Raw genomic sequence first — 21,138 nt, forward strand, 5'->3', positions numbered from 1 at the left:
TGACGCCCGCTTAATCCATCTGTTCCCTGTAATTGTTCGAGAAGACTCGTTCGGGGACGATTCCCAGCCCTGTGAGTGGTTTACCCACCCTCGGCCTCGCCGGATGCGTCGGGATTCGCGACATCAACCGTCGCTTCTGCCGACAGGTCTGTCTCCGGAGTGGCGAGCCCGTAGCGCTCGATCTTGGCGTAGAGGAGCTGGCGCTGGATGCCGAGGCGGCGAGCGGCCCGGGCTCGGTTTCCGTCCGCTTCGCGAAGCGCCACGGCGATCATGGTCCGCTCCAGGCGGGCGACGGCGCCGGGTAGATCGCCCGCGAGCCAGTCCGCCGGCCATCCCCCCGGGACGCCGACACCTTCGGAGAGCTGCGCGGGACGCGCCGTCGGGAGGTCGATCGCGTCGGCCGCGATCACCCCGCAGCGTACCAGCACTGCGGCGCGTTCGACGGTGTTGCGCAATTCGCGGACGTTGCCCGGCCAGCCATAGGCCAGCAGCCGTGAGGCGGCGCCCGCGCTCAGCCGCTTGCCCGATGGACCCAGGAAGTGCTCGGCGAGCGGCACGATGTCGGCCAGGCGCTCGCGCAGGGGCGGCAGCAGGATCGGCACGACGTTCAGGCGGTAATAGAGGTCGGCCCGGAACCGGCCCTGGTCCACCAGCAGCGGCAGGTCGCGGTGCGTCGCGGCGATCAGGCGGACGTCGACGCGTCCCGACCGGCCGCCGAGCGGCGTGACCATGCGGTCCTGGATCACCCGCAGGATCTTGGCCTGCATCGGCGGGGGCATGTCGCCGATCTCGTCGAGGAACAGCGTGCCGCCTTCGGCCTGGTGGAAGGCGCCGGCCCGGTCGCCGACCGCGCCCGTGAAGGCGCCGCGGACATGGCCGAACAGCTCGCTTTCCAGCAGGTCGGGCGGGATCGCGGCACAGTTGACCGGCACGAAAGGCCGTCCCCGGCGGGCGGAATAAGCGTGCAGCGCGCGCGCCACCTCCTCCTTGCCGGTCCCGGTCTCGCCCTGGATCAGCACCGTCGAGGCGGTGTCGGCGACGAGCCCGATCGTCTTCTGGACCCGGCGCATGCCGGAACTCGAGCCGATCAGGCCGCCCTCGGGATCGCCGTCGTCTGGATCCGGCCTGACGCTCGACAGCATCGCATCGAGGGCGGCGGCGAGGTCGGAGCGTCCGACCGGCTTGGTCAGGTGGTCGTGGGCACCGAGGCGCATCGCCTCGATCGTGTTGGCCGGGCTCGCGAAAGCGGTGAGCACCGTCACGGGCGGCCGGGCCGGCAGGGCGCAGATCCGCGCCAGGGTCGCCATGCCGTCGAGGTCGCCCGGCATCCGCAGGTCGAGCAGCACGGCCGAGACCGTCTCCTTCCCCAGAAGAAGCGCCAGGGCCTCCGCCCCGGAGGCTGCCGGCAGGGGGCGGTGGCCGAGATCGGCCACGGTCTCGGCCAGCCCCTCGCGCAGGGCGGAATCGTCGTCCACGATCAGGATGGTCGCCATGGCAGGTCCAGCACGAAGGTGGTCTCGGGCGCGCCATCGATCAGCCTGACGGCGCCGCGATGCGCCAGGGCGATCTCACGCACGATTGCGAGACCGAGGCCGGTCCCGTCCGGCCGTCCGGTCACGAACGGCTCGAACAGCCCGGGGCGGATTTCGGGATCGATGCCGGGGCCGGTGTCGCTCACGCGCAGGTGCAGGCGTACCACGCCCGCGACCGTCACCCGCTCGGCGGCAAGACGGACCCGGCCCCCCGGGGGCGTGTGCTGGAGGGCGTTGAGCAGCAGGTTGTCCAGCGCGCGGGCGATCTGGGCGCCGTCGATCTGCGGCCGGTCCGCTCCGGGCAACGCGTCCCCCGCGATCGCGATCCGCACGGCCCGGGCGCTCGCCAGATCTTCGTGCAGGCGCGCGCAATCGGCGAGCAACGCGGCGATATCGGTGGGGCTGCGGGTGAGCGTGCGGGCCTGGGTGAGGTTCAGGAGGTCGCGCAGCAGGTGATCGACCCGGGCGATCTGGCCGAGCACGCTCTCCAGGGCCACCGTGGCGCGTTCCGGATTGCCGCTGGCCAGGGCGTTCTCAGCCTTGAGCCGCATCGCCGCGATCGGGTTGCGGATCTCGTGGGCGATGCTGGCCGCGAGGCGCCCCACGGCCGCCAGGCGCTCCGCGGCGACCACCCGCGCCTGCGCCTCGCGGAGGCGCCCGCCTGCGGCGTTGAGGGCATCGACCAGCCGGTCGAGCTCGCGCTCGCCGGTCCGTTGCAACCGCGGCAGGTCCTCGCCGTCCGGCCGGGGCGCGGCCAGTGCGGCCTCCAACCGGGCGATCCGGCCCGAGAACCCGTACAGGAACCATCCGAGGAATGCGGCCGACCCCAGCACGGTCACGGCCAGGAAGCCTAGGCCGGCAAGGAAGCGCGTGTAGGCGGGCCCGTCGTTGACGTGGGCGCGGCCCATGGTCCAGGCGGTCAGCCCGGGTTCGGGTCCGTGCAGCGGGCAGCCCTGGACCAGCAGCACCTGCGTGCGGCTCGGCCGGCGGAACGCCACGGCGTGGTCCACCCGCAGGGCCTGGGCATTCACCCCCGCGATGCTGTCGCGCTCGGCCTCGGGGAGGTCGGTCTTCGGCCCGGTGCCCTCGTAGGTCGGGTACGCGTAGGCGACAGGGCCGTCCGCGGCGCTCCAGACCCCACCCTCAATGCCCGGGAAGAGTTCGAGCGCCGCCCCGACGGTGCCGCCGAGCTCGCTCCGCGGGATGTTACCCTTGGTCCGGCGGGTCAGAGCGGCGTAGCGGTCGATGATCTCCCGGCAGGCCCGCCCAACCGCCACCTCCGCCTGCGCGACCTGGACGGCGGTGGATTGGCTGTAGAACCCGAACATGAGGTAGGCGGTGGCCGCCGCCGAGGCCAGCAGCAGGATCCACAAGGCGAGCAGCCGGGCGCGTAGGCTATAGGCCGTCACGGCGCAGGGTCCTCCGGGGCGCCCGCCGCCCCCGCGCAGCCGATAACCGGGTGGGCACGCTGTGGAAACGGTGGCACATACCGGTGCGATCGGAATCGGCCGCTGGACCTCGCGGCGATTGCACGCTTCTGTCGAGGCGTACCGAAAATTCGCTGCCGGAGAAGATGGTGTCACAGTCCCGCGTCGATCGGGCCGCGCTCGACGAACTCGAAGGTGTGATCGGCACCGAGAAGCTCGCGCGCCTGCTCGATCGCTTCGCCACGAGCCTCGCCACGGCCTTCGACGGCGTGGACCAGGGCGAGGCCGCCTACGCCCGGGAAGCCCACACCCTCGTCTCGATGTCGGGGATGCTCGGCTGCTCGGACTTGTCCCAGGCCTGCCGGGCCTTCGAGCAGGCCGCGAAGCTCGGCGGCGGCGACCTTGCGGCGCAACTGGCACATCTCCGAAGCCTGCGCGACGAGACTATCACGGCCCTGCGCGATCTGCGCGAAGAAACGCACGCGGCCCGCTGACCGTCAGCCGGCCGTCACGGCGGCCAGCGGCGCCTCGAAAGTCAGCACGGCCCCGGTCGGCGGGTAGGTCAACCGGGCCGTCCCCCCGAAGCTGTGGGCCAGGCTGCGGGCGATCAGCCGCGTCCCGAACCCGGTCCGGGTCGGCGGTTCGACCGGCGGGCCGCCGACCTCCTCCCAGCGGAACCGCAGGGTGGCGCCGTCACCCGAGCCTGCGATCTCCCAGGCGATCAGCACCTGTCCTGTGGGCACCGAGAGCGCGCCGTACTTGGCGGCGTTGGTGCCGAGTTCGTGCAACATCAGCGCCAGCACCATGCCGTGACGCGGGCCGAGGGTGAGGTCTTCGCCCTCGACCCGGAACCGGCCCGCGACGCCGTCGCCGTGCAGGGACACCGCCCCCTCGACCAGGCCGACCAGGGAGGCCGCCGCGAAAGAGCCCTGCAGCAGCACGTCGTGGGCCTGGGCCAGCGCCAGCAGCCGCGCGGCCAGCGCTTCCCCGGCCGCCTCCAGCGAACCGGCGTTGCGCAGGGTCTGCGCCGCAACCGCCTGGACCATGGCCAGGGTATTCTTCATCCGATGGGACAGCTCCTGCATCAGCAGGGTCTGGCGCGCTTCGGTGAGCTTCAGCTCGGTGATGTCCCGGGACGCGGCCAGGATCCGCTCGGGATGGCCACGCTGGCCGCCCACGGGGGTGACCGCGATGTCCCACCACGTGGCGGACCGGCCGGTCTCCAGCTTGGCCTGGAAGCGGCTCGCGCCGCCAAGGCGCGCCTTGTCCAGGGCCCCTGCCACCGCCTCGCGGTCCTCGTCGCGGGTCCAGATCTCGATCCAGGGACGCCCGATCGTGTCCGCAGGGTTCCGGACACACAGGCAGGCCGGGCCATTCTCGCCCGCGGTGATCACGCGTCCGTCGCGGTCGAGCACCTCCAGGACATCCGCGGCGGCCTGGAGCATCCCGGGGGCGGTCAGCTCACCGGCCCAGGACGGCGCCGACCACGCGGCGGCATCGTCCAGGGCGTGGTGGTGCAGCGATTGGGGCCCGGAGGCTTGCCACGGCTCACGGCCGAGGCGGCCGGCCTCGACGCGGCTCGCGGCCTCGATGATGCGGCCGAGGCGCCGACTGCGCTGCCGTTCCGAATCCGCCTGGCCGGTGGCCTGCATCAGCAGGGCCCTCAGGCGGATGTTCTCCGCTTCGAGCGCGTCCAGGCGTCGATCCGTCCCGTCCGCGCGCGCCAGCATGAGGCCCGCATCCATCGCTCGCCCCCCATCTCAGCGTCCACCCCCGCGGCGCGCGCCATGGGGGACCCACCGAAGGCCAGGTGCGGCGACGCGATGTCGAGGCCCGGAGGCGCCGGCGGATCGAACCGCTTCTGGTGGCGCACCCCGCTCGCAACCCCGCGAATCGAAGGGTTCCCGAGGCTAACACGAGATTCCGGATAATCAAACGAACTGTGTATTCGGCACCGGCCGACAACTAGTTTCGCCGCGTCCGATAGCGACGAAACCGATCACTTGTTTCGCATCAGCAGCACCAGCCAGCCGATGCCGAGGATGAAGATCACCAGCCCGATCGAGACGAAGACCGGCGTGCCGAGGTCGATCAGCCGGGGCGCCAGCTGGGTGGCGAAGGCGGCCACCACCAGGGCGACCGCGACCCGGGCGGCAGCCCGCTCGATGCCGCGGGTGACCTTGTCCAGGCCCTTGATCTCGATCTCGACGGTGACGCGGCCCTGCTTCAGGCGAACCAGCATCAGGTGGATCAGGGTCGGCAGTTCGGAGGCCGCGCCGTAGAGGCCGACACCCAGGGCCTCGGCCTTCTGCTTGAGGGCGCCGAGCGAGAACTGCGTCTGCATGCTCGCCTTGACGGTCGGTCCGGCCGCGGCGAACAGGTCGAAATCCGGATCGAGGTGGCGCATCACGCCGTCGGCGGTGACCAGGCCCTTGAACAGGATCGCCAGGTCGGTGGGCATCGCGAGGTCGTTCTCGCGGGCCATGTTCATGAAGTCGGTGAGCACCAGCCCGAGGTTCAGCGGGATCGAGGAGTGGCTCTCCACGAAGGACGTGGCCGAGACCTGAAGCTTGGTCAGGTCCGGGTTGCTGGTGCCGGTCCAGTCGAGGAGCACGGCCATCAGGCCGTCGGCATCCTGCTTGAGCATCGCGCCGATCAGGACCAGCAGCTGCGAGCGCCGCCGCTGCGACAGCCGGCCGATGATGCCGAAATCGATGAAGCCGATCTTATTGCCCGGCATCGCGAGCATGTTGCCGGGGTGCGGATCGGCGTGGAAGACACCCTCGATCAGCGCCATCTGCAGGAAGGCGTCGGTGCCCTTCTGGGCGAGCAGCTTCTTGTCGAGCCCGGCCGCGCGGAGCGCCGCCTCGTCGTTGGGCGGGATGCCGTGGATGAAGTCCTGGACCAAGACCCGCTCGGAGCAATATTCCCAGTGGATCTTCGGAAAGACGATGTCGTCGCGGTCCACGAAGATCTGCGCCAGCAGCTCGCAGTTGCGCGCCTCGTTGAGCAGGTCGAGCTCGCCGTTGAGGCCGTCGGCGAGATGGCGCATCTGCTCCCGCGGCTGGTAGCGGGCCATGTCCGGCCACTCGTTCTCGACGATCCGGGCGCCGTGGGCCATCAGGCGCAGATCCGCCTCGATGATCTTGCGCAGGTTCGGACGCAGCACCTTGACGATCACGTCCTCGCCCGTGTGCAGGCGCGCCCGGTAGACCTGGGCGATCGACGCGGAGGCGATCGGGTTGGTGTCGAACTCGGCGAACACCTCGTTGGGCGGGGCGCCGATATCCTGCTCGAGCTGCGGGCCGATCTGCTCCCACGACACCGGCACGACCTGGCTGTGGAGCTTCTGCAACTCCTCGGTCCAGGCGGGCGACAGCAGGTCCGGCCGGCTCGCCAGAACCTGCCCGAACTTGATGAAGGTCGGGCCGAGCGCCTCGATCGCCCGGCGCAGGCGCTCGGGTTCGGATAGCCGGGTGACGTCGACCCGCGGCCGGCGGCGCGGCAGCAGCGGCAGGTAGCGCAGGCCGAGGCGGTCCACGACGCGCGTGACGCCGAAGCCGATCAGGATCGACGCGATCTCCGACAGCCTCTGACGGTCGCGGGCGGCAACGAAGGCTGTCTTCAGCATGAAGGGGGCGATCCGTTCGGACACGATTGGGCGTCCGGACAGCACGAGCATAAGGACTTTTTTGCGGTCGCGAAGCCCGGGCGCCCCCCAAGGGCGACAATAGAGCCGCCGTCGAAAACAGCGGCGCCCCCTGTCAGGTCCGGGGCGCCGCGACCGGGATGGCTGCGACACCGGGCGACCGGCGCGCGTCGCCGAAGCGGTCGTTGACCACCAGAAGCGTCACCACCACGGCCGAGAGTGCCAACGCGGCCAGGAAGTACAGGCCGGCCTCGAAGCTTCCGGTGGTCTCGCGGATCCATCCGACCATCGAGGGGGCGACGAAGCCGCCGAGATTGCCGATGCAGTTGATCAGCGCGATTCCGCCCGCCGCCGCGCTGCCGCTCAGGAACACGGAGGGGAGCGCCCAGAACGGCGCCTTCGCCCCGTAGAGCCCGGCGGCGGCGAGCGCCATGAACGCCACCGCCCAGAGCGAGCCGGTGGCGACGCCGGCGAGCGCAAGCCCGGTCGCCGTGAGGCCAAGCGCCGTCGCCAAGGTGATCCGGCGGTCGTCGTAGCGGTCCGAGATCCAGCCGACCGTGAGGCCGCCGACCACGCCGAAGACGTACGGGACTGCCGTCATCAGGCCGGTCTGCATGTCGGACAGGCCGGTGCTCTTGAGGATCTGCGGCAGGAAGAACGCCAGTCCGAGATTGGCGCCGGTGTTGGCGAAGTAGATGAAGGATAGCGCGATCAGCCGCGGATCCGAGAGGGCCGTCCGCAGGCTGGTCCCGTGGGTGCCGGCGACGCTGCTCTGCTCGGAATCGATCAGGGTCTGCAGGGCGGTGCGGTCGGCCGGCGCGAGCCAGTGCGCGTCCTTCGGCCGGTCCGGGATCAGGGCCAGGAACACGAAGCCGAATAGGGTAGTCGGGATGCCCTCCAGCAGGAACAGCCACTGCCAGCCCTTGAGGCCCAGGGTGCCGTCGAGCTGCATGATCGTGGTCGAGAGCGGGGCGCCGATCGCCAGCGAAACCGGGATGCCGACTGCGAAGGCACCGAAGATCCGGGCGCGATACGCCTTGGGGAACCAATAGGTCAGGTAGAGGATCACCCCCGGGTAGAACCCGGCCTCGGCCGCGCCGAGCAGGAAACGCAGGATCAGGAAGCTGGTAGAGCCCTGCACGAACATCATCGCGGCCGAGAGCAGGCCCCAGGTGATCATGATCCGGGCGATCCAGCGCCTGGCGCCGACCTTCTCGAGGATCAGGTTGCTCGGCACCTCGAAGATGAAATAGCCGATGAAGAAGATCCCGGCGCCGAGCCCGAACACGGCCGGCCCGATACCGAGATCGGCGTTCATCCGCAGGGCCGCGAAGCCGACGTTGATCCGGTCGATATAGGCCATGACGTAGCCGATGAAGAGCAGCGGCATCAGCCTGAAGAACACCTGCCGGACGATCCGGTCCTGTTCGCTGGCGACCATGATTTCCTCGTTTTTTATGTTGTTTTATCTTTGCGCCGTCATCGAGGGCCTAGCGGAGCGATCCGGTGCAGGACGCGATCTTCGAGCGATGCGTGTCCCTGGTTTGCGTCGCGGCGCTCGCAATGATGGTGGAGGTGTCTCGAGCTGTCTCAGAAAGCCGGCTCTAGACCGCTGGCGCGGTAGGCGGCGGCCGCCTCCGGCGTGGTCAACCCGGCCAGGAAACGCAGGGCGCCGTCGCGGTCGGTGGTGCCGCGCAGGATCGCGGCCGAGAAGGTGGTCACCTCCTGCACCGGCTCCGGGAATGGCCCGACCACCTCGATGCCTGGCACGACCATCAACTCGCTGATCTGCTGGACTGCAATGTCGGCCTCGCCCGAGACGAGCTTTTCCGCCGTGAAACCCTGCGAGATGATCGTCGCCCGAGCGTTGACCGCCTCGGCGAGGCCGAGCCGCGGCAGGAGGCCGGCGAAGTAGATGCCGCTGGCGCCGGTGCGCGAATAGGCGACTGAGCGCGCGTCCACGAGCGTCCGCTTGAGCGCCTCGACGCTGCCGATCTCGGGATGCGCCGCCCCGGCCTTCACGGCGATGCCGTAGCGGGAGCGCACGACATCGACCCGGGTGTCGGGCTCGACCTGCCCCGCGGCGATCAGCCGATCCATCGCGTCGGAGAGCACGAACACCGCGTCGGCGGTCTCGCCCCCCTGCAGCGCCTTCATGATCACCGCGGTTGGCGCCCAGTCGATCGCCGCCCGGCCGCCCGCCGCCGCGAAGGCGGGGACGACATGGGCGTCGAAGGCGCCCCGCACCACCAGGGCGCATTTCAGCCGCGTCGTTTTCTGGTCGTCCGCCATGCGGGCTCCGGTCGTCTCGGGGTGTGTCATCACCGGGCCGGCGGCGCGGTGCGGGTATAGTCGAGGGCGGTGAAGCCGCCGCCCTGGTAGCGCTCGATCACAGGGTTGCCGCTGGTCTTGCCCTCCAGGGCCGGAGCGTAGGCATCGGCGCTGTCCTGCGGCGCCCAGCCGATCGCGTCGCGCCCGTCCCGGCGCCACCAGATCATGCGGCTGTTGTTCGAAGCACCCCAGATCACCACCGAGCCCTTCGGCCCAAGGCTCGGAGCCAGGGTGGCGCGGGTGATCAGCCGGGTCAGGTCGGCATAGGACAGCCAGGTCGCCAGCATTCGCGCGTCCGTCGGCTCCGGGAAGCAGGAGCCGATGCGTAGGAAGATGCTCTCGACCCCGTGCTTGTCCCGGTACAGGCCGCCCATCAGCTCGCCATAGGCCTTGGACAGGCCGTAATAGCCGTCGGGCGCGAGGGCGCAGTCGTCGTCCAGGACCTCGCTGCGTTCGTGGAACCCGATCGTGTGGTTGGAGGAGGCGAACACCATGCGGGCGCGCTCCCGCCGGGCCGCCTCGTACGCGTGGTAGAGCCCGCGGATGTTCGGGCCGATCACCGTCTCGAACGGGTGCTCCACCGAGATCCCGCCGAAATGCAGGATCGTGCCGCAGCCCTCCGCCAGGCGCAGGATCGCCGGGCCGTCCTCAAGGTCGGCGAGTTGGAAGCGCGCGCCCTCCGGCAGCGGATCGGGAAACGGCACCCGGTCTGTCAGGCGCAGCGTCCAGCCCTGCGCGCCGAGCGCCTTCGTCAGCACCCGGCCAAGCGCACCGGAGGCGCCGGTGAGGAGGATGGGCTTTTCGGGGATCGTGTCGGTGGGGGCGCTCATCGGTTCGCTCCGGGATCAGGCGGTTTTCACCGCTTTGAGTGGCGAGGCCGCCTGCGGGTCGTGCGGGCGCTTCACGAAGACCGCCATCGCGACGACGCCGGCCGCGGCGATCAGGGCGGCGATCACGAAGGCGCTGGCGTAGCCGCCGAGATACTGAACGGCGAATCCCGTGGCGGTCGGCCCGATGATGCCCGAGATGTTGCTCAAAAGGTGGATGAATCCGCTCACGCCGCCGACGCGCGCCTCCGGCACCAGCTCGTGGATCGTCGCCCAGCACGATTGAACCGAGCTCGTCAGCATCAGCACCGCCAGCGCGATCAGCGCGACCGCCGCCGCGGCGTTCGGTGCGGCGTTGACGGTGATCAGTGCGACGCCCGCGATGGCGAGCGGCACGATCGTGGTGATCTTCCGGGCCGCCAGCTTGTCGTCCATGCGCTTGTACAGCAGGTCGGCGACGATGCCGCCGCCGACATAGCCCACGAACCCGCAGGCCCAGGGGATCGAGGCCACGAACGCCATCTGCTGCACCGGCATGTGCAGGGCGTCGGTGAGGTAGCTCGGGAGCCACGAGAGGAAGATGTAGAGGGTGTAGTTCACCGCGAACATGCCGAGACCCAGCGACAGCGTGCTCGGCAGGAACAGGTAGCCGCGCAGGGACCGCTCGTGGTCGGAGGCGGCGAGATGCGACACGGCCCGGCTGCGCTCGACGAGTTCGATCTCCTCCGCCGAGACCCGGGGATTGTCCCGGGGGCGGTCGGTCATCAGGATCCGCCACGCCACCACCCAGACGAGGCCCACGGCGCCGATCGCGACGAAGGCCACCCGCCAGCCGTACTGGATCGCCAGCAGGCCGACGACGGGCGCCGCGATGGCGCTGCCCACGGTCTGCCCGGAGAAGGTGAAGCCGATGGTGCGCGCCGTCTCCTCGCGGGGAAACCACGTGGTGATGGTCCGGTTCGTGGTCGAGTTCATCGGCCCCTCGGCGAAGCCGAACAGGGCGCGGACCACGAACATCTGCGCGAAGCCGGTCACCGCGCCGGTGAGCATGCACAGGACCGACCAGGAGGTCGCCGCCCAGGTGTAGACGCTGCGCGGGCCGTAGCGGTCGGCCAGCTGTCCGCCCACGAAGGCGAACAGGGCGTAGCCGAAGAAGAAGGTGCTGAAGATCACCCCAAGCTCGGAAGGCGACAGGTTGAGGTCCTGCTTGACGAAGGGCGCGGCCACGCCGAGCGCCGCGCGGTCCATGTAGTTGATGATCCCGGCGATAAACAGCAGAGCCGCGATCAGGAACCTGTATCGTTTGGCGAACATCGGGATTCCTCTGGAGGCATCATGTTTTTGTTGTGTATTTTTATAGGAACGCGATCGTGCATGGGCTCGGGCTCTGGCGTGAACCCGTTTGGGTGAGGTCGCCACTGCCTGGGTCGATGGCGAATTCGGTCAGGCTGTCGCCCTGCTCGTTTGCCACCAGCAGGCGGCCACTGTCCGGCGCCAGGGTCATGAAGCGCGGGTCCCGGCCGCCGGATGGCGTCCAGCCGGCCGGTTCGAGGCGGGCGCCGTCTACCCGGAAGCGCGCGATCCCATCCTGGCCGCGGTTCGAGGCGTAGACGAAGCGCCCGCATGGGGTGACCACGATCGCCGCCGCCGTGCTGGCGCCGAAGAAGTCGGGGGGCAGCGTCGGAACGAGGTGGCGGGGCGTGAGCGTCTCAGTTCCCGCATCCCACCGGCAGGTCGCGACGGTGGACTCCAGCTCGTTGACCAGGAAGGCGAGCGCACCGCCGGGGTGGAACGCGATGTGGCGTGGGCCGGCGCCCGGGCGCAGCACGGCTTCGGTGACGATTTCCAATTGGTCGCCGTCGAGGCGGAGGACGAAGACCCGGTCGAGGCCCTTGTCGGGCACCAGCACGTGGCGACCGTCCGGCGACAGGACGACGTGGTGCGGGTGGGCGCCGGCCTGCTCGGTCCGGTGCGGGCCGGGCTCGCCCGGCATCGGCAGGACCTGCGCGGCCGGCTCCAGCCCGCCATCGGGTCGGAGCGGCATCAGTGCGACCGAGCCGCTGGCGTAGTTGGCGACGATCAGGAACCGCCCGCTCGGGTCGAGCGCCTGGTGGACGCTGTTGGTGCCGCCGGTCTCCGCGCTGCCGAGGCTCCGCAGGGTGCCGTCCGGCGTGACCGCGAAGGCGGTGGCCGACGTGCCGTCGCCCCGGACGGTGTAGAGCACCGCGCGGGCGGGATCGGTGACCAGGAAGGACGGGTTCTCCAGGCCATCGACCCGGCCGAGATGGGTCCAGTCGTCGAGCCCGGCCCCGACCCGGTAGATGTCGATGCCCTGGCCCCGGGCCCGGCGGCGCGCGGTGGTGAAGCAGCCGACGAAGGCGAGGCCGAGGGGCGGACGGGGCGCGTCGTCGGTCATGCCGGTCTCCGGGTCAGCTCCGCCGCGGGACGCGGCGCAGGAAGTCCGGGTTCAGCTCGGACAGGCGGTTCACCCCGATCAGCGCCATGTCACGGTTGAGCTCCTCCTTGAGGATCCGCATGGCGTGCTCGACGCCGGCAGCCCCACCGAGCGCGGCGCCGAACATGAACGGCCGGCCGAGCAGGACGAAGTCGGCGCCGAGCGCCAGCGCCTTCATCACGTCGGTGCCGCGGCGGATGCCACTGTCGACGATGATCTTCAGGCTGCCTTTTCTGGCGGCGATCTCCGGCAGCACGTCGAGGGGCGCGATGGCATGGTCGAGCTGGCGGCCGCCATGGGTCGACAGGATGACGCCGTCGGCGCCGCAGCCTTTCGCGATCTCGACATCCTCCGGGGCCAGCAGCCCCTTCACCACGAGGTTGCCGGACCAGCGCTTGCGGATCGCCTCCAGGTTCTTCCAGGAGAGCTGGTCCCGGGCGATGGTGTTGCGCACCGCGCCCTGGGACATCATCGGCGGCCCGCGGGTCGCCTCGGTGTTCTCGAAATGCGGGGCGCCGTGCTTCAGGAAGGTCCGGGCCACGGTGCCAAGCAGCCAGCGCGGGTGGGTCGCGCTCTGCCACGCGACCTTGGGCGTGACCTTGATCGGCATCGAGAAGCCGCTGCGGGTGTTGTGCTCGCGGTTGCCCAAAGTCGGGGTGTCGGCGGTCACCACGAAGGTGCGGTAGCCGGTGCCCGCCACCCGGTCGAGCAGGCGGTCGATCCGGGTCTGATCGCCGGGCAGGTAGCCCTGGAACCAGGCCTGCGGGTTCTGGGCGTAGACGTCCTCCAGCTTGATCAGCGAGGAGGCGCTGAGGATCATCGGCAGGTTCATCCGCCGGGCCGCCTCGGCGAGCACGATGTCGCCCCGATAGGCGATGAACGCGGCTCCGCCCAGCGGCCCGACCCCGAAGGGCGCCGCGTAGGTGTGGCCGAACAGTTCGGTGGCGGTGTCGCGTCCGGATGTGTCGCGCATCAGCCGCGGCACCAGCGCGTAATCGGCGTAGGCGCCGCGGCTGTGAGCGAGCGCCGCCCCGGTTTCGGCCCCGCCGGCCACGTATTGAAAGATCATGTGCGGCAGGAGCCGCCGGGCGTGGCGCTCGAAATCGTCGAGCGCTAGCAGGTCGCGGAACCGGTACGGCGTGACCGCGTCGCTGCGCTTGAGGCTGGTGACGAGGGCCTGAGGTCCGGCGATGCCGGGGGCCGCGGTATCGGCCTGCCCCACCGTGGGGGCCTCGCGCTCGGGAGCCCCCAGACCCGAAGTGGGCTGGTCGAACGTCGCCATCCGCTCCTCCCTGTTTTCCGCCGGACCCGGATGCCAGCGGGCCGACAGCATTTTTGAAAGCGCTTTCAGATAGCCATGGTCATCCGAGAGTGTCAATATACTGCCGGTTAGGGCATGGTTCGGGCGTGTACGGGGGAGAGTCGAATTTCCGTGTTGGATGGGCCGGATGAGATCCTGGAACCGCCGTCGCGCAGCCCGGTGGCGCGGGACGTGGCGCATCGCGCCGGGGTCTCGACCGCGACGGTCTCCCGGGTGCTCAACGGCTCCGCCGGGGTCCGGGCCGACAAGCGGGACGCCGTGATGCGCGCCGCGCAGGATCTCGGTTTCGTCGCCAACGGTGCGGCCCGGGCGCTCTCGACCCGCCGGTTCATGGCCGTCGGCGCCGTGGTCCCCAACATCGAGAACGAGGCGTTCGTACGCGTCCTCTCGAGCTTCCAGGAGCGGCTGCGGCAGGCCGACTACACCCTGGTCGCCACCAATGCCGGATACGACCTCGAGGACGAGCTGCGCGAGGCGACCTTCCTGCTGGAACGTGGCGTCGACGGGCTGATGCTGGTCGGCGACATCCACCACCCGGATCTTCACGCCCGCATCGCCCGGCACGGCATTCCGATGGTGCAGACCTTCAGCCTGTCACGGGAGCGCCCCTGCGTCGGCTTCGACAACGCCGCCTCCGCGGCCCGGGCGGCGAACTACCTGATCGATCTGGGCCATCGCCGGATCGGGGTGATCTCCGGCCTGCGCAAGGACAACGACCGCGGGGGCGCCCGCGTCACAGGCATCGCCCAGGCGCTGGCGGCGCGCGGCCTGACGCTCGCCCCCGAGCACGACATCGAGATCTCCTACGGCATCGGAGGCGGCCGCGATGGCTTCCGCCAGATGCTGGCCGGGGGCCCGCCGCCCACCGCGATCATCTGCGGCACCGACCAGATCGCCTTCGGCGCCATGATCGAGGCCCGCGCCCGGGGGCTCGACGTGCCCGGCGACCTCTCGGTGATCGGCCACAACGATTCCGACTTCGCACCCTTCCTCGATCCGGCGCTGACCACGATCCGGATCCATTCCGCCGAGATCGGCCACGCCGCCGGCGACCATCTCATCGCCCGGATGCAGGGTCGGCCGGTGGTGCGGCTCACCGAAATCGACGCCGAGCTGATCCTACGCGCCAGCACGGCGCCGCCGCGAAGATAGGCCCGTGACCGAGCGTATAGGCGATATCTTGCCACCGCTTTGAAATCGCTTACAAGACGCTGAACAGCGAACGGATGCCCGACCGCGTCACATCCCGGGAGACAGCATGGCCCCCCGCATAGTCCTCCTGCACGCGACGCCGGTCGCGATGGCTCCGATCCAGGCGGCCTTCGCCGAGCGCTGGCCCGAGGCCGAGACGGTCAATCTGCTGGATGACGGCCTGTCCCTCGACCGGGCCAAGGAACCCGGCGAGATCTCCGAGGGCATGATCGACCGGTTCGTCCGGTTCGGGCGCTACGGCCACGACATGGGCGCCGACGGCATCCTGATCACCTGCTCGGCCTTCGGGCCGGCCATCGACCGGCTGATCGAGACCGTGCCGGTGCCGGTGCTCAAGCCGAACGAGGCGATGTTCCGCGCCGCCATCGCGCAAGGGCAGCGCATCGGCATGCTGGCGACCTTCGGCCCTTCGATCGGCACCATGACCGACGAGTTCGAGGAGTTCGTCGGCCAGTCTGGCCGGCTCGCGACCCTGCGCACAATCCTGGTGGACGACGCCATGGCGCGCCTGCGCGCCGGCGACGCCGAGACCCACAACCGGCTCATCGTCGAGCGGGCGCCGGAACTGGCCGATTGCGACGCGATCATGCTGGCGCATTTCTCGACTTCCCGGGCGGCCGAGGCGGTGCGCGCCGCCGTCGCTATACCGGTCCTGACCGCGCCCCATGCGGCGGTGGACCGGATGCGCGCCATGATCGAGACGGCTGAGAGGGCCTGATCCATGAAGCTCGGTGCCTTCTCCGACCGCCTGAGCGGCCATTGCGGCTTCCTGTTTACGGAGCTGCCCCTGCCCGAGCGGTTCGCCGCCGCGGCCAAGGCCGGGTTCCGGGCCGTGGAGCATCCGAACCTGTTCGCGACGCCGGCGGCAGAGGTCGCGGGCTGGCTCGAGCGGGCCGGCGTGTCCCTGGTCCAGACCGGTTTTCCGGCGGGCGACGCCTCCAAGGGAGAGAAGGGCTTCGCGGCACTGCCGGACAAGGTCGCGTATTTCCGCTCCACCATCGAGCCGACCCTGGACTATGTCGCGCAACTCGGCTGCCGGATGGTCCACCCGATGGCGGGCGTCCGGCCGGCCGGAGCCGAGCCCGCGCGGCTGTGGGAAACCTATCTCGACAACTTGGCCTTCGCGGCCGACGCGGCCAAGGCCCGCGACATGACCGTGATCGTCGAGCCGATCGGCCCGGGCTCCATCGCGGATTACGTGATCGACGACCCGCTCAAGGCCGTGGAGGCGATCCGTGCCGTGGGCCGGGACAACGTCAAGCTGCTTTTCGACGCCTATCACTGCGTCTGCCTCGGCCATGACCCGGCGGCACTGATCCGGGCACACGCGCCGCTGATCGCCCATGTCCAGATCGCCGACGATCCCGGCCGGCACGAGCCCGGGACCGGCACCATCGCGTTCGACCCGATCTTCGACGCCCTGGAGGCGGTGGGCTATGCCGGCTTCATCGGCTGCGAATACCACCCGGCCGCCGGCACCGAGGCCGGCCTCGGCTGGATGCGGGCGGCTTCGGTGTAGGGTCGGCGGCCCTCAGAACCGTGCCGCGACGCCGCCCATGATGGTGCGCGGCTGGCCCGGGGTGGCGTAGTGGTTCTGGAAGGCGCGGTCGTAATAGATCTCGTCAAGCAGGTTATCGACGTTGAGGTAGATCCGGACATCCGGCGTGATCTGATAGTACGAGATCAAGTTCACCACCGTGTAGGCGGGCATCGTGAAGGTCGACAGGGCCGTGCCGGCGACGCGCTGGCCGACGACGTTGAGCCCGCCCCCGAAGCCGAGCCCCTTCAGCGCGCCGCCCTGGACCTCGTAGACCGCCTGCATAGCAAAGCTGTTGGCAGGAATGTTGGCCAGTCGGGTCCCGACCGGGATCGTGTTGTCCCGCGTCACCGCCGCATCGACATAGGTGTAGGTGCCGATCACGCGTAGCCCCGGCGCCAACTCGCCTGCCAGGGTGAGGTCGAAGCCGCGGCTCTGCACCACGCCGGCGGCGACGCTGAAGGCGGAATCGACCGGGTCCGTGGTCGGGACGTTGGTGCGGCGGATGTCGAACACGGCCGCGGTGGCGTTGAGCCGCCCGTCGAGCAGGCCGACCTTTACGCCGGCCTCGTAGCCCTCGCCGCCCTCGAAGGCGAGGGGTTGGCCGCGCCGGTCCAAGGCGGTGCTGGGCTTGAACGAGCGCGCGTAGTTTCCGTAGACCGAGACTGCGTCGGACACGTCGTAGACCAGGCCGAAGCGCGGCAGCGCCTCCGTGCCGCGCAGAATCGTGGTGCGATTGGTGATGTATGATGTGGAGTCCTGTCCGACATCCTCGACCCGGACCCCCACCAGGGCGTGCAGCTGTGGGGTGATGTCGATCTGGTCCTGGACGTAGCCCGCGTAGCTCTCCGTGTGCTGCAGGAAGTTGGTGATGGTGGGCAGGCTGCGCGGCAGCGCCTGGCCGTAGCGCGGCGCCAGCAGGTCGAGCAGGAACGGGAAGGGCGCGGCGTTCGAGCGGTCGAAGACCTCCCGGTAGCGGTACCGGTCGTATTCGAGGCCGAGTAGCAGCGTGTGGTGCAGGAAGCCGGTGTCGAACTTGCCGGCCAGGTTGACCTGCACATCGGTGTCGGACCAGGTCAGGTCACGCCATTCCAGATTCCGGCGCAGGGTGCGGCCGTCCGGCAGGAAGCCGTTGGCAGCTGCGCCGACGCCCCAGCTCTTCAGAGATCCGCCGAGCACCTGAGCGCCGGCCGTGAGCACCCAGTCCTGGTCGAACCGGTGCTCGATCCGCAACTGGCCGAGGGCGTCCTGGACCACGCTCTGCGGCAGGCCGGGCTCGCTGAGGAAGCGGGAGCGCGGCACGTTACGCAGACGGCCCTGGAGGGGGACGATGCCGCGATCGAAGGTCGTGCCGGTGCTGACGAAGGCGCCCTCCAGGGTGATGGTCGTGTCCGCGCTGGGCTTCCAGGCGATGACGGGGGCGACGTGGTAGCGATCGCCGCTCACGAAATCGCGAAAACTGCCGTTGTCCTCCACCGCGCCGGTGATGCGGGCGAGGACCTGGCCGCTCTCGTCGAGCGCCCCGGTGGCGTCGAAGGTGCTGCGCTTGGCGCCGTAGCTGCCGTACTGCGTGCCGATCGCCAGCGACCGCTCGGCCAGGGGCTGCTTGGTCACGATGTTGAAGGTGCCGCCGGGATCGCCGCGGCCGTACAGGAAGGCCGAAGGCCCCTTGAGCACCTCGATCCGCTCGATCACGACGACGTCCGGCGCGTTCGGGTATCCGCGACTGATCGGGAATCCGTTGCGATAGTAGTCGAACACGGAGAAGCCGCGGATCGTGACTTCGGTCAGGCCGAGGCCGCCAAAATTGTTGGAGCGGCCGACGCCGGCCAGGTCGAGGGCGGTGTCGATCCGCGTGGCGGCGGCGTCCTCCAGCACCTGCCGGGTCACCGGCACGACCGTCTGCGGGACGTCGCGCAGGGGCGTGTCGGTGCGGGTGGCGCTGATCGTGGTCGCGGGAGCGTAGCCCTCCGGGGTCCGGGCGCCGCCGCCCTGACCGGTGACCGAGAGTTCTTCGAGCTGGACCTCGTGATTCGCCTCGAATGCAGGTTCCGCCCTGGCCCAATCCAGGGTCAAGACAGCAGAACTTACGATGATGAGGGCCGACGCAGCGATCTTTGCTCCCAAATGGGGAGTAATCAATCCAGATTGTTTAATTTTTTTCGCCACGTTCTCTAGCCAAGCTGCGTCCAGGCCGCCGAGATGGTCGAGTCGCGCCGACGCGGTCAAGCTTGATCGCCGGCGGATGGCGGGTGCTAAACTTAGAATGACTTTGAACGGGTCGTGGAATATCTTACGAACGCTCAAAACTAGCCCCGAACGAGGCCGGAGCGTTGCCGTCGCGCAACATCTGGGACGGGCGGTTCGCTCGTAGATCCGACGTCGTGGTCTCGCTACGCAGCGCCGAACAACCGCGCCCGGCGCTCCAGCACGGCCGGCCAGACCTCCGGATTCACCAGACGCGGCGGGGTCTCGCCGCGCAGGAGGCCGATGATCTGCTCGGCGCCCCATGCGGCCACGTTCCGGCGCGCCTCATGGGTGACGCCGGCGGTGTGGTAGGTCGCCACCACCGTGTCGAGCTGCAGCAGGGCCGAATCACGGGGCGGGGGTTCCGGCGCCCAGACGTCGAGGCCGGCCCCCGCGAGGTGTCCGGCGGTGAGGGCGTCGGCCAACGCCGCCTCGTCGTGAACGCCGCCCCGGGCCGTGGTGATGAACAGCGCCCCGGGCTTCATGGCCGCGAAGGTCGTGCCGTCGAAATTGCCCCGGGTCGTATCGTCGAGCGGGCAGTGCAGGGACACGATGTCGGACTCGGCGAGCAGCCGCGCCCGGTCCACCGGCTCGGCGCCGCGCGCCCGGATTTCTTCGGCCGAGAGCAGCGGGTCGTAGGCCAGGACCCGCATGTCGAAGCCGCGGGCGAGCTTGGCGACCTCCCGGCCGGTATGGCCGATGCCGACGAGCCCGAGCGTCGCGCCGCCGATCTCGTGGCCCATCAGCGATTCCCGGGAGAAGCCGCGCTCCGTCCGCAGCAGGCGGTCCGAGACGCAGATCTTGCGGGAGACGGCGAGCATCAGGCCGATGGCGAGTTCCGCCACCGAGCGGGCATTACCGCCGACCTGGTTGACCACTGCGATTCCGGCCCGGGTGCAGGCGGCCGCGTCCACCGTGTCGAAGCCCGCCCCGCCGGACGACACCGCCAGCAGGTTCGGGCAGCCGGCGAGAAGCGCGTCGGTGACGTGCCAGCGGCGGGGCAACTCGTCCCGGGCCGGGGAGACGTGGAAGACGTGCGCCTGTGCCAGCAGGGCCTCGAGCGTTTCCGGCGGGCCCTGCAGGTCGCCGACCTGCAGGTCGATGTCGGGCTCAGCCCTCAGCCGCGCGTCGAAGACCGGGTTGATCCAGAGATTGAACCGGCAGACGCGCTTGAGGGCCGCCACCGGGTCAGCCCTTCACGACGGCGTCGATCGCATCGACCACGTGGTCGATGTTGTGGGTGTTGACCGCCGCCACGCAGATCCGGCCCGTCTCCAGGGCGTAGACCTCGTGCTCGGTGCGCAGGCGGGTCGCCTCCTCCGGGCTCAGGCCGGTGTAGGAGAACATGCCCTTCTGCGCCTTGATCGCGTCGAAGCCGCGCTCGGGGTGGCGCTGCTGCAGGCTGTCCGCCATGCGCACCCGCATGGAGCGGATCCGCTCGCGCATCTCGGCCAGCTCCCGCTCCCAGTCGGCGCGCAGCTCCGGATCGGTCAGCACCATCTCGACGATGGCCGCGCCGTGGGTCACCGGGTTCGAGTAGCTCGCCCGAACCAGACGCTTGGCCAAAGACTCGACCTTGGTCTTCAGGGCCGGGGTCTCGGCGACGATCGTCAGCGCGCCGACGCGCTCGCCGTAGAGCGAGAACGACTTCGAGAACGACGAGGCGACGAAGAACTCCTGACCCGACTCGGCGAAGAGGCGCACCGGCGCGGCGTCCGCATCGAGGCCGTCGCCGAAGCCCTGGTAGGCGATGTCGAGGAACGGGATCAGGCCGCGCTCCGCGAGCAGGGGGGCGAGGTCGCGCCATTCATCGGGCGTCAGGTCGGCGCCGGTCGGGTTGTGGCAGCAGGCGTGCAGCACCACGATCGAGCCCTTCGGCAGCGTCTCGAGGTAGGCGCGCATCGCCGGGTAGTCGACGCCGCCGGTCTCGGCCGAGAAATACGGGTAGTCGACGACGGAGAAGCCGGCCTGCGTGAACAGCGCTTTATGGTTCTCCCAGCTCGGGTTGCTCACCGCCACGGTGGCGCCGGGATTGAGCAGCGCGAGCACGTCGGCGCCGGTCTTGAGGGCGCCGGTGCCGCCGATGCTCTGGAGCGTCGCGGTGCGGTTCTGCGTCAGGATCGGGGCGCCCGCACCGAACAGCAGGGCCTGGACCGCGTCGCGGAACGGCTTGGTCCCCTCGATCGGCCGGTAGGTCTTCGGCAGACCCTTCTCGATCCAGCGCTTCTCGGCGGTCTGCACGGCGCGCAGGCGCGGCACCTTGCCCTCGGCATCCGTGTAGACCCCGACCACGAGGTTGAGCTTTTTCGTGCTCGTGTCGGCGTTGAAGGCCTCGAACAGGCGCATGATCGGGTCGAGCGGCGCGTCCTGGATGCCGGCGAACAGCGAGGTCATGATCGTCAATCGTCCCAGAGGGGCTTCGATGCGGCGCGCGCGGGCGGGTCTGTCCGAAGTCGCGGGCTGGCCGACGCCCTTATTTCCCACATCGCGCCCGCCCGCCAGCGCTTCCGCGCGCAGCTGCATCCCGATCCACTCAAGGATGAACGGATTTTGAAACCGCTTTATCCGAAAGCCGGCGGCCACCTTTCGGGCCGATGCGC

General features: G+C 69.9%; 17 protein-coding genes. 4 read left to right on the forward strand and 13 right to left on the reverse strand.

The window, feature by feature from the left end; all coding sequences use genetic code 11:
- Nucleotides 1-80: 80 nt before the first annotated feature.
- Nucleotides 81-1,493, reverse strand: coding sequence for a sigma-54 dependent transcriptional regulator (locus FV233_RS05595; protein WP_147853630.1), 1,413 nt, complete (start codon nt 1,491-1,493; stop codon nt 81-83).
- The gene (locus FV233_RS05600) at nt 1,478-2,941 is read right to left on the reverse strand and encodes a HAMP domain-containing sensor histidine kinase (RefSeq protein ID WP_147896873.1); all 1,464 of its coding nucleotides are present in this window, start codon (nt 2,939-2,941) and stop codon (nt 1,478-1,480) included. The genes FV233_RS05595 and FV233_RS05600 overlap by 16 nt, the downstream gene beginning before the upstream one ends.
- A 164-nt stretch (nt 2,942-3,105) precedes the next feature.
- Here FV233_RS05600 and FV233_RS05605 point away from each other — a divergent pair, with 164 nt between their 5' ends.
- Nucleotides 3,106-3,453, forward strand: a complete 348-nt coding sequence (locus FV233_RS05605; RefSeq protein WP_187277648.1) for an Hpt domain-containing protein — start codon at nt 3,106-3,108, stop codon at nt 3,451-3,453.
- Between the two features lie 3 nt (nt 3,454-3,456).
- On the opposite strand, the gene FV233_RS05610 is transcribed toward FV233_RS05605, so the two are convergent.
- From FV233_RS05610 to FV233_RS05645, 8 genes are all read right to left on the reverse strand, one after another.
- Nucleotides 3,457-4,689, reverse strand: coding sequence for a PAS domain-containing sensor histidine kinase (locus FV233_RS05610; RefSeq protein ID WP_246689913.1), 1,233 nt, complete (start codon nt 4,687-4,689; stop codon nt 3,457-3,459).
- Between the two features lie 269 nt (nt 4,690-4,958).
- Nucleotides 4,959-6,590, reverse strand: a complete 1,632-nt coding sequence (locus FV233_RS05615) for an AarF/UbiB family protein (RefSeq protein ID WP_147853755.1) — start codon at nt 6,588-6,590, stop codon at nt 4,959-4,961.
- A 133-nt stretch (nt 6,591-6,723) separates the two neighbouring features.
- Nucleotides 6,724-8,049: an MFS transporter gene (locus FV233_RS05620; protein ID WP_147853754.1), complete on the reverse strand. Its 1,326-nt coding sequence runs from the start codon at nt 8,047-8,049 to the stop codon at nt 6,724-6,726.
- A gap of 149 nt (nt 8,050-8,198) precedes the next feature.
- A complete protein-coding gene (locus FV233_RS05625; protein ID WP_147896874.1) occupies nt 8,199-8,900 on the reverse strand; it encodes a substrate-binding domain-containing protein in 702 nt (233 codons plus the stop codon).
- 29 nt (nt 8,901-8,929) lie between these two features.
- Nucleotides 8,930-9,769 carry an NAD(P)-dependent oxidoreductase gene (locus FV233_RS05630; RefSeq protein ID WP_147896875.1) on the reverse strand — a complete coding sequence of 280 codons (840 nt, stop codon included), beginning with the start codon at nt 9,767-9,769 and terminating at the stop codon, nt 8,930-8,932.
- Between the two features lie 15 nt (nt 9,770-9,784).
- Complete coding sequence (locus FV233_RS05635) at nt 9,785-11,080, reverse strand: MFS transporter (protein ID WP_147853751.1); 1,296 nt, start codon at nt 11,078-11,080, stop codon at nt 9,785-9,787.
- A 40-nt stretch (nt 11,081-11,120) separates the two neighbouring features.
- Nucleotides 11,121-12,182: a lactonase family protein gene (locus FV233_RS05640; RefSeq protein WP_147896876.1), complete on the reverse strand. Its 1,062-nt coding sequence runs from the start codon at nt 12,180-12,182 to the stop codon at nt 11,121-11,123.
- A gap of 13 nt (nt 12,183-12,195) precedes the next feature.
- On the reverse strand, nt 12,196-13,503 hold the full coding sequence (locus FV233_RS05645) for an alpha-hydroxy acid oxidase (RefSeq protein WP_147896877.1): 1,308 nt from the start codon (nt 13,501-13,503) through the stop codon (nt 12,196-12,198).
- 150 nt (nt 13,504-13,653) lie between these two features.
- Here FV233_RS05645 and FV233_RS05650 point away from each other — a divergent pair, with 150 nt between their 5' ends.
- From FV233_RS05650 to FV233_RS05660, 3 genes are all read left to right on the forward strand, one after another.
- Nucleotides 13,654-14,694, forward strand: coding sequence for a LacI family DNA-binding transcriptional regulator (locus FV233_RS05650; RefSeq protein WP_147853748.1), 1,041 nt, complete (start codon nt 13,654-13,656; stop codon nt 14,692-14,694).
- Between the two features lie 106 nt (nt 14,695-14,800).
- Nucleotides 14,801-15,472 carry an aspartate/glutamate racemase family protein gene (locus tag FV233_RS05655; RefSeq protein ID WP_147896878.1) on the forward strand — a complete coding sequence of 224 codons (672 nt, stop codon included), beginning with the start codon at nt 14,801-14,803 and terminating at the stop codon, nt 15,470-15,472.
- 3 nt (nt 15,473-15,475) lie between these two features.
- Nucleotides 15,476-16,273, forward strand: coding sequence for a TIM barrel protein (locus tag FV233_RS05660; RefSeq protein ID WP_147896879.1), 798 nt, complete (start codon nt 15,476-15,478; stop codon nt 16,271-16,273).
- Between the two features lie 12 nt (nt 16,274-16,285).
- Here the strand turns inward: FV233_RS05660 and FV233_RS05665 are convergent, their stop codons facing one another.
- The 3 genes from FV233_RS05665 to FV233_RS05675 all read right to left on the reverse strand — a co-directional run bounded on the left by FV233_RS05665 (nt 16,286) and on the right by FV233_RS05675 (nt 20,932).
- Nucleotides 16,286-18,367, reverse strand: a complete 2,082-nt coding sequence (locus FV233_RS05665; RefSeq protein WP_246689914.1) for a TonB-dependent receptor — start codon at nt 18,365-18,367, stop codon at nt 16,286-16,288.
- 317 nt (nt 18,368-18,684) lie between these two features.
- Nucleotides 18,685-19,722, reverse strand: a complete 1,038-nt coding sequence (locus FV233_RS05670) for a hydroxyacid dehydrogenase (protein ID WP_147896880.1) — start codon at nt 19,720-19,722, stop codon at nt 18,685-18,687.
- A 4-nt stretch (nt 19,723-19,726) separates the two neighbouring features.
- Nucleotides 19,727-20,932, reverse strand: a complete 1,206-nt coding sequence (locus FV233_RS05675) for an amino acid aminotransferase (RefSeq protein WP_147896881.1) — start codon at nt 20,930-20,932, stop codon at nt 19,727-19,729.
- Between the last annotated feature and the right edge of the window lie 206 nt (nt 20,933-21,138).

The organism is Methylobacterium sp. WL7 (assembly GCF_008040085.1).
Classification (GTDB): Bacteria; Pseudomonadota; Alphaproteobacteria; order Rhizobiales; family Beijerinckiaceae; genus Methylobacterium; species Methylobacterium mesophilicum.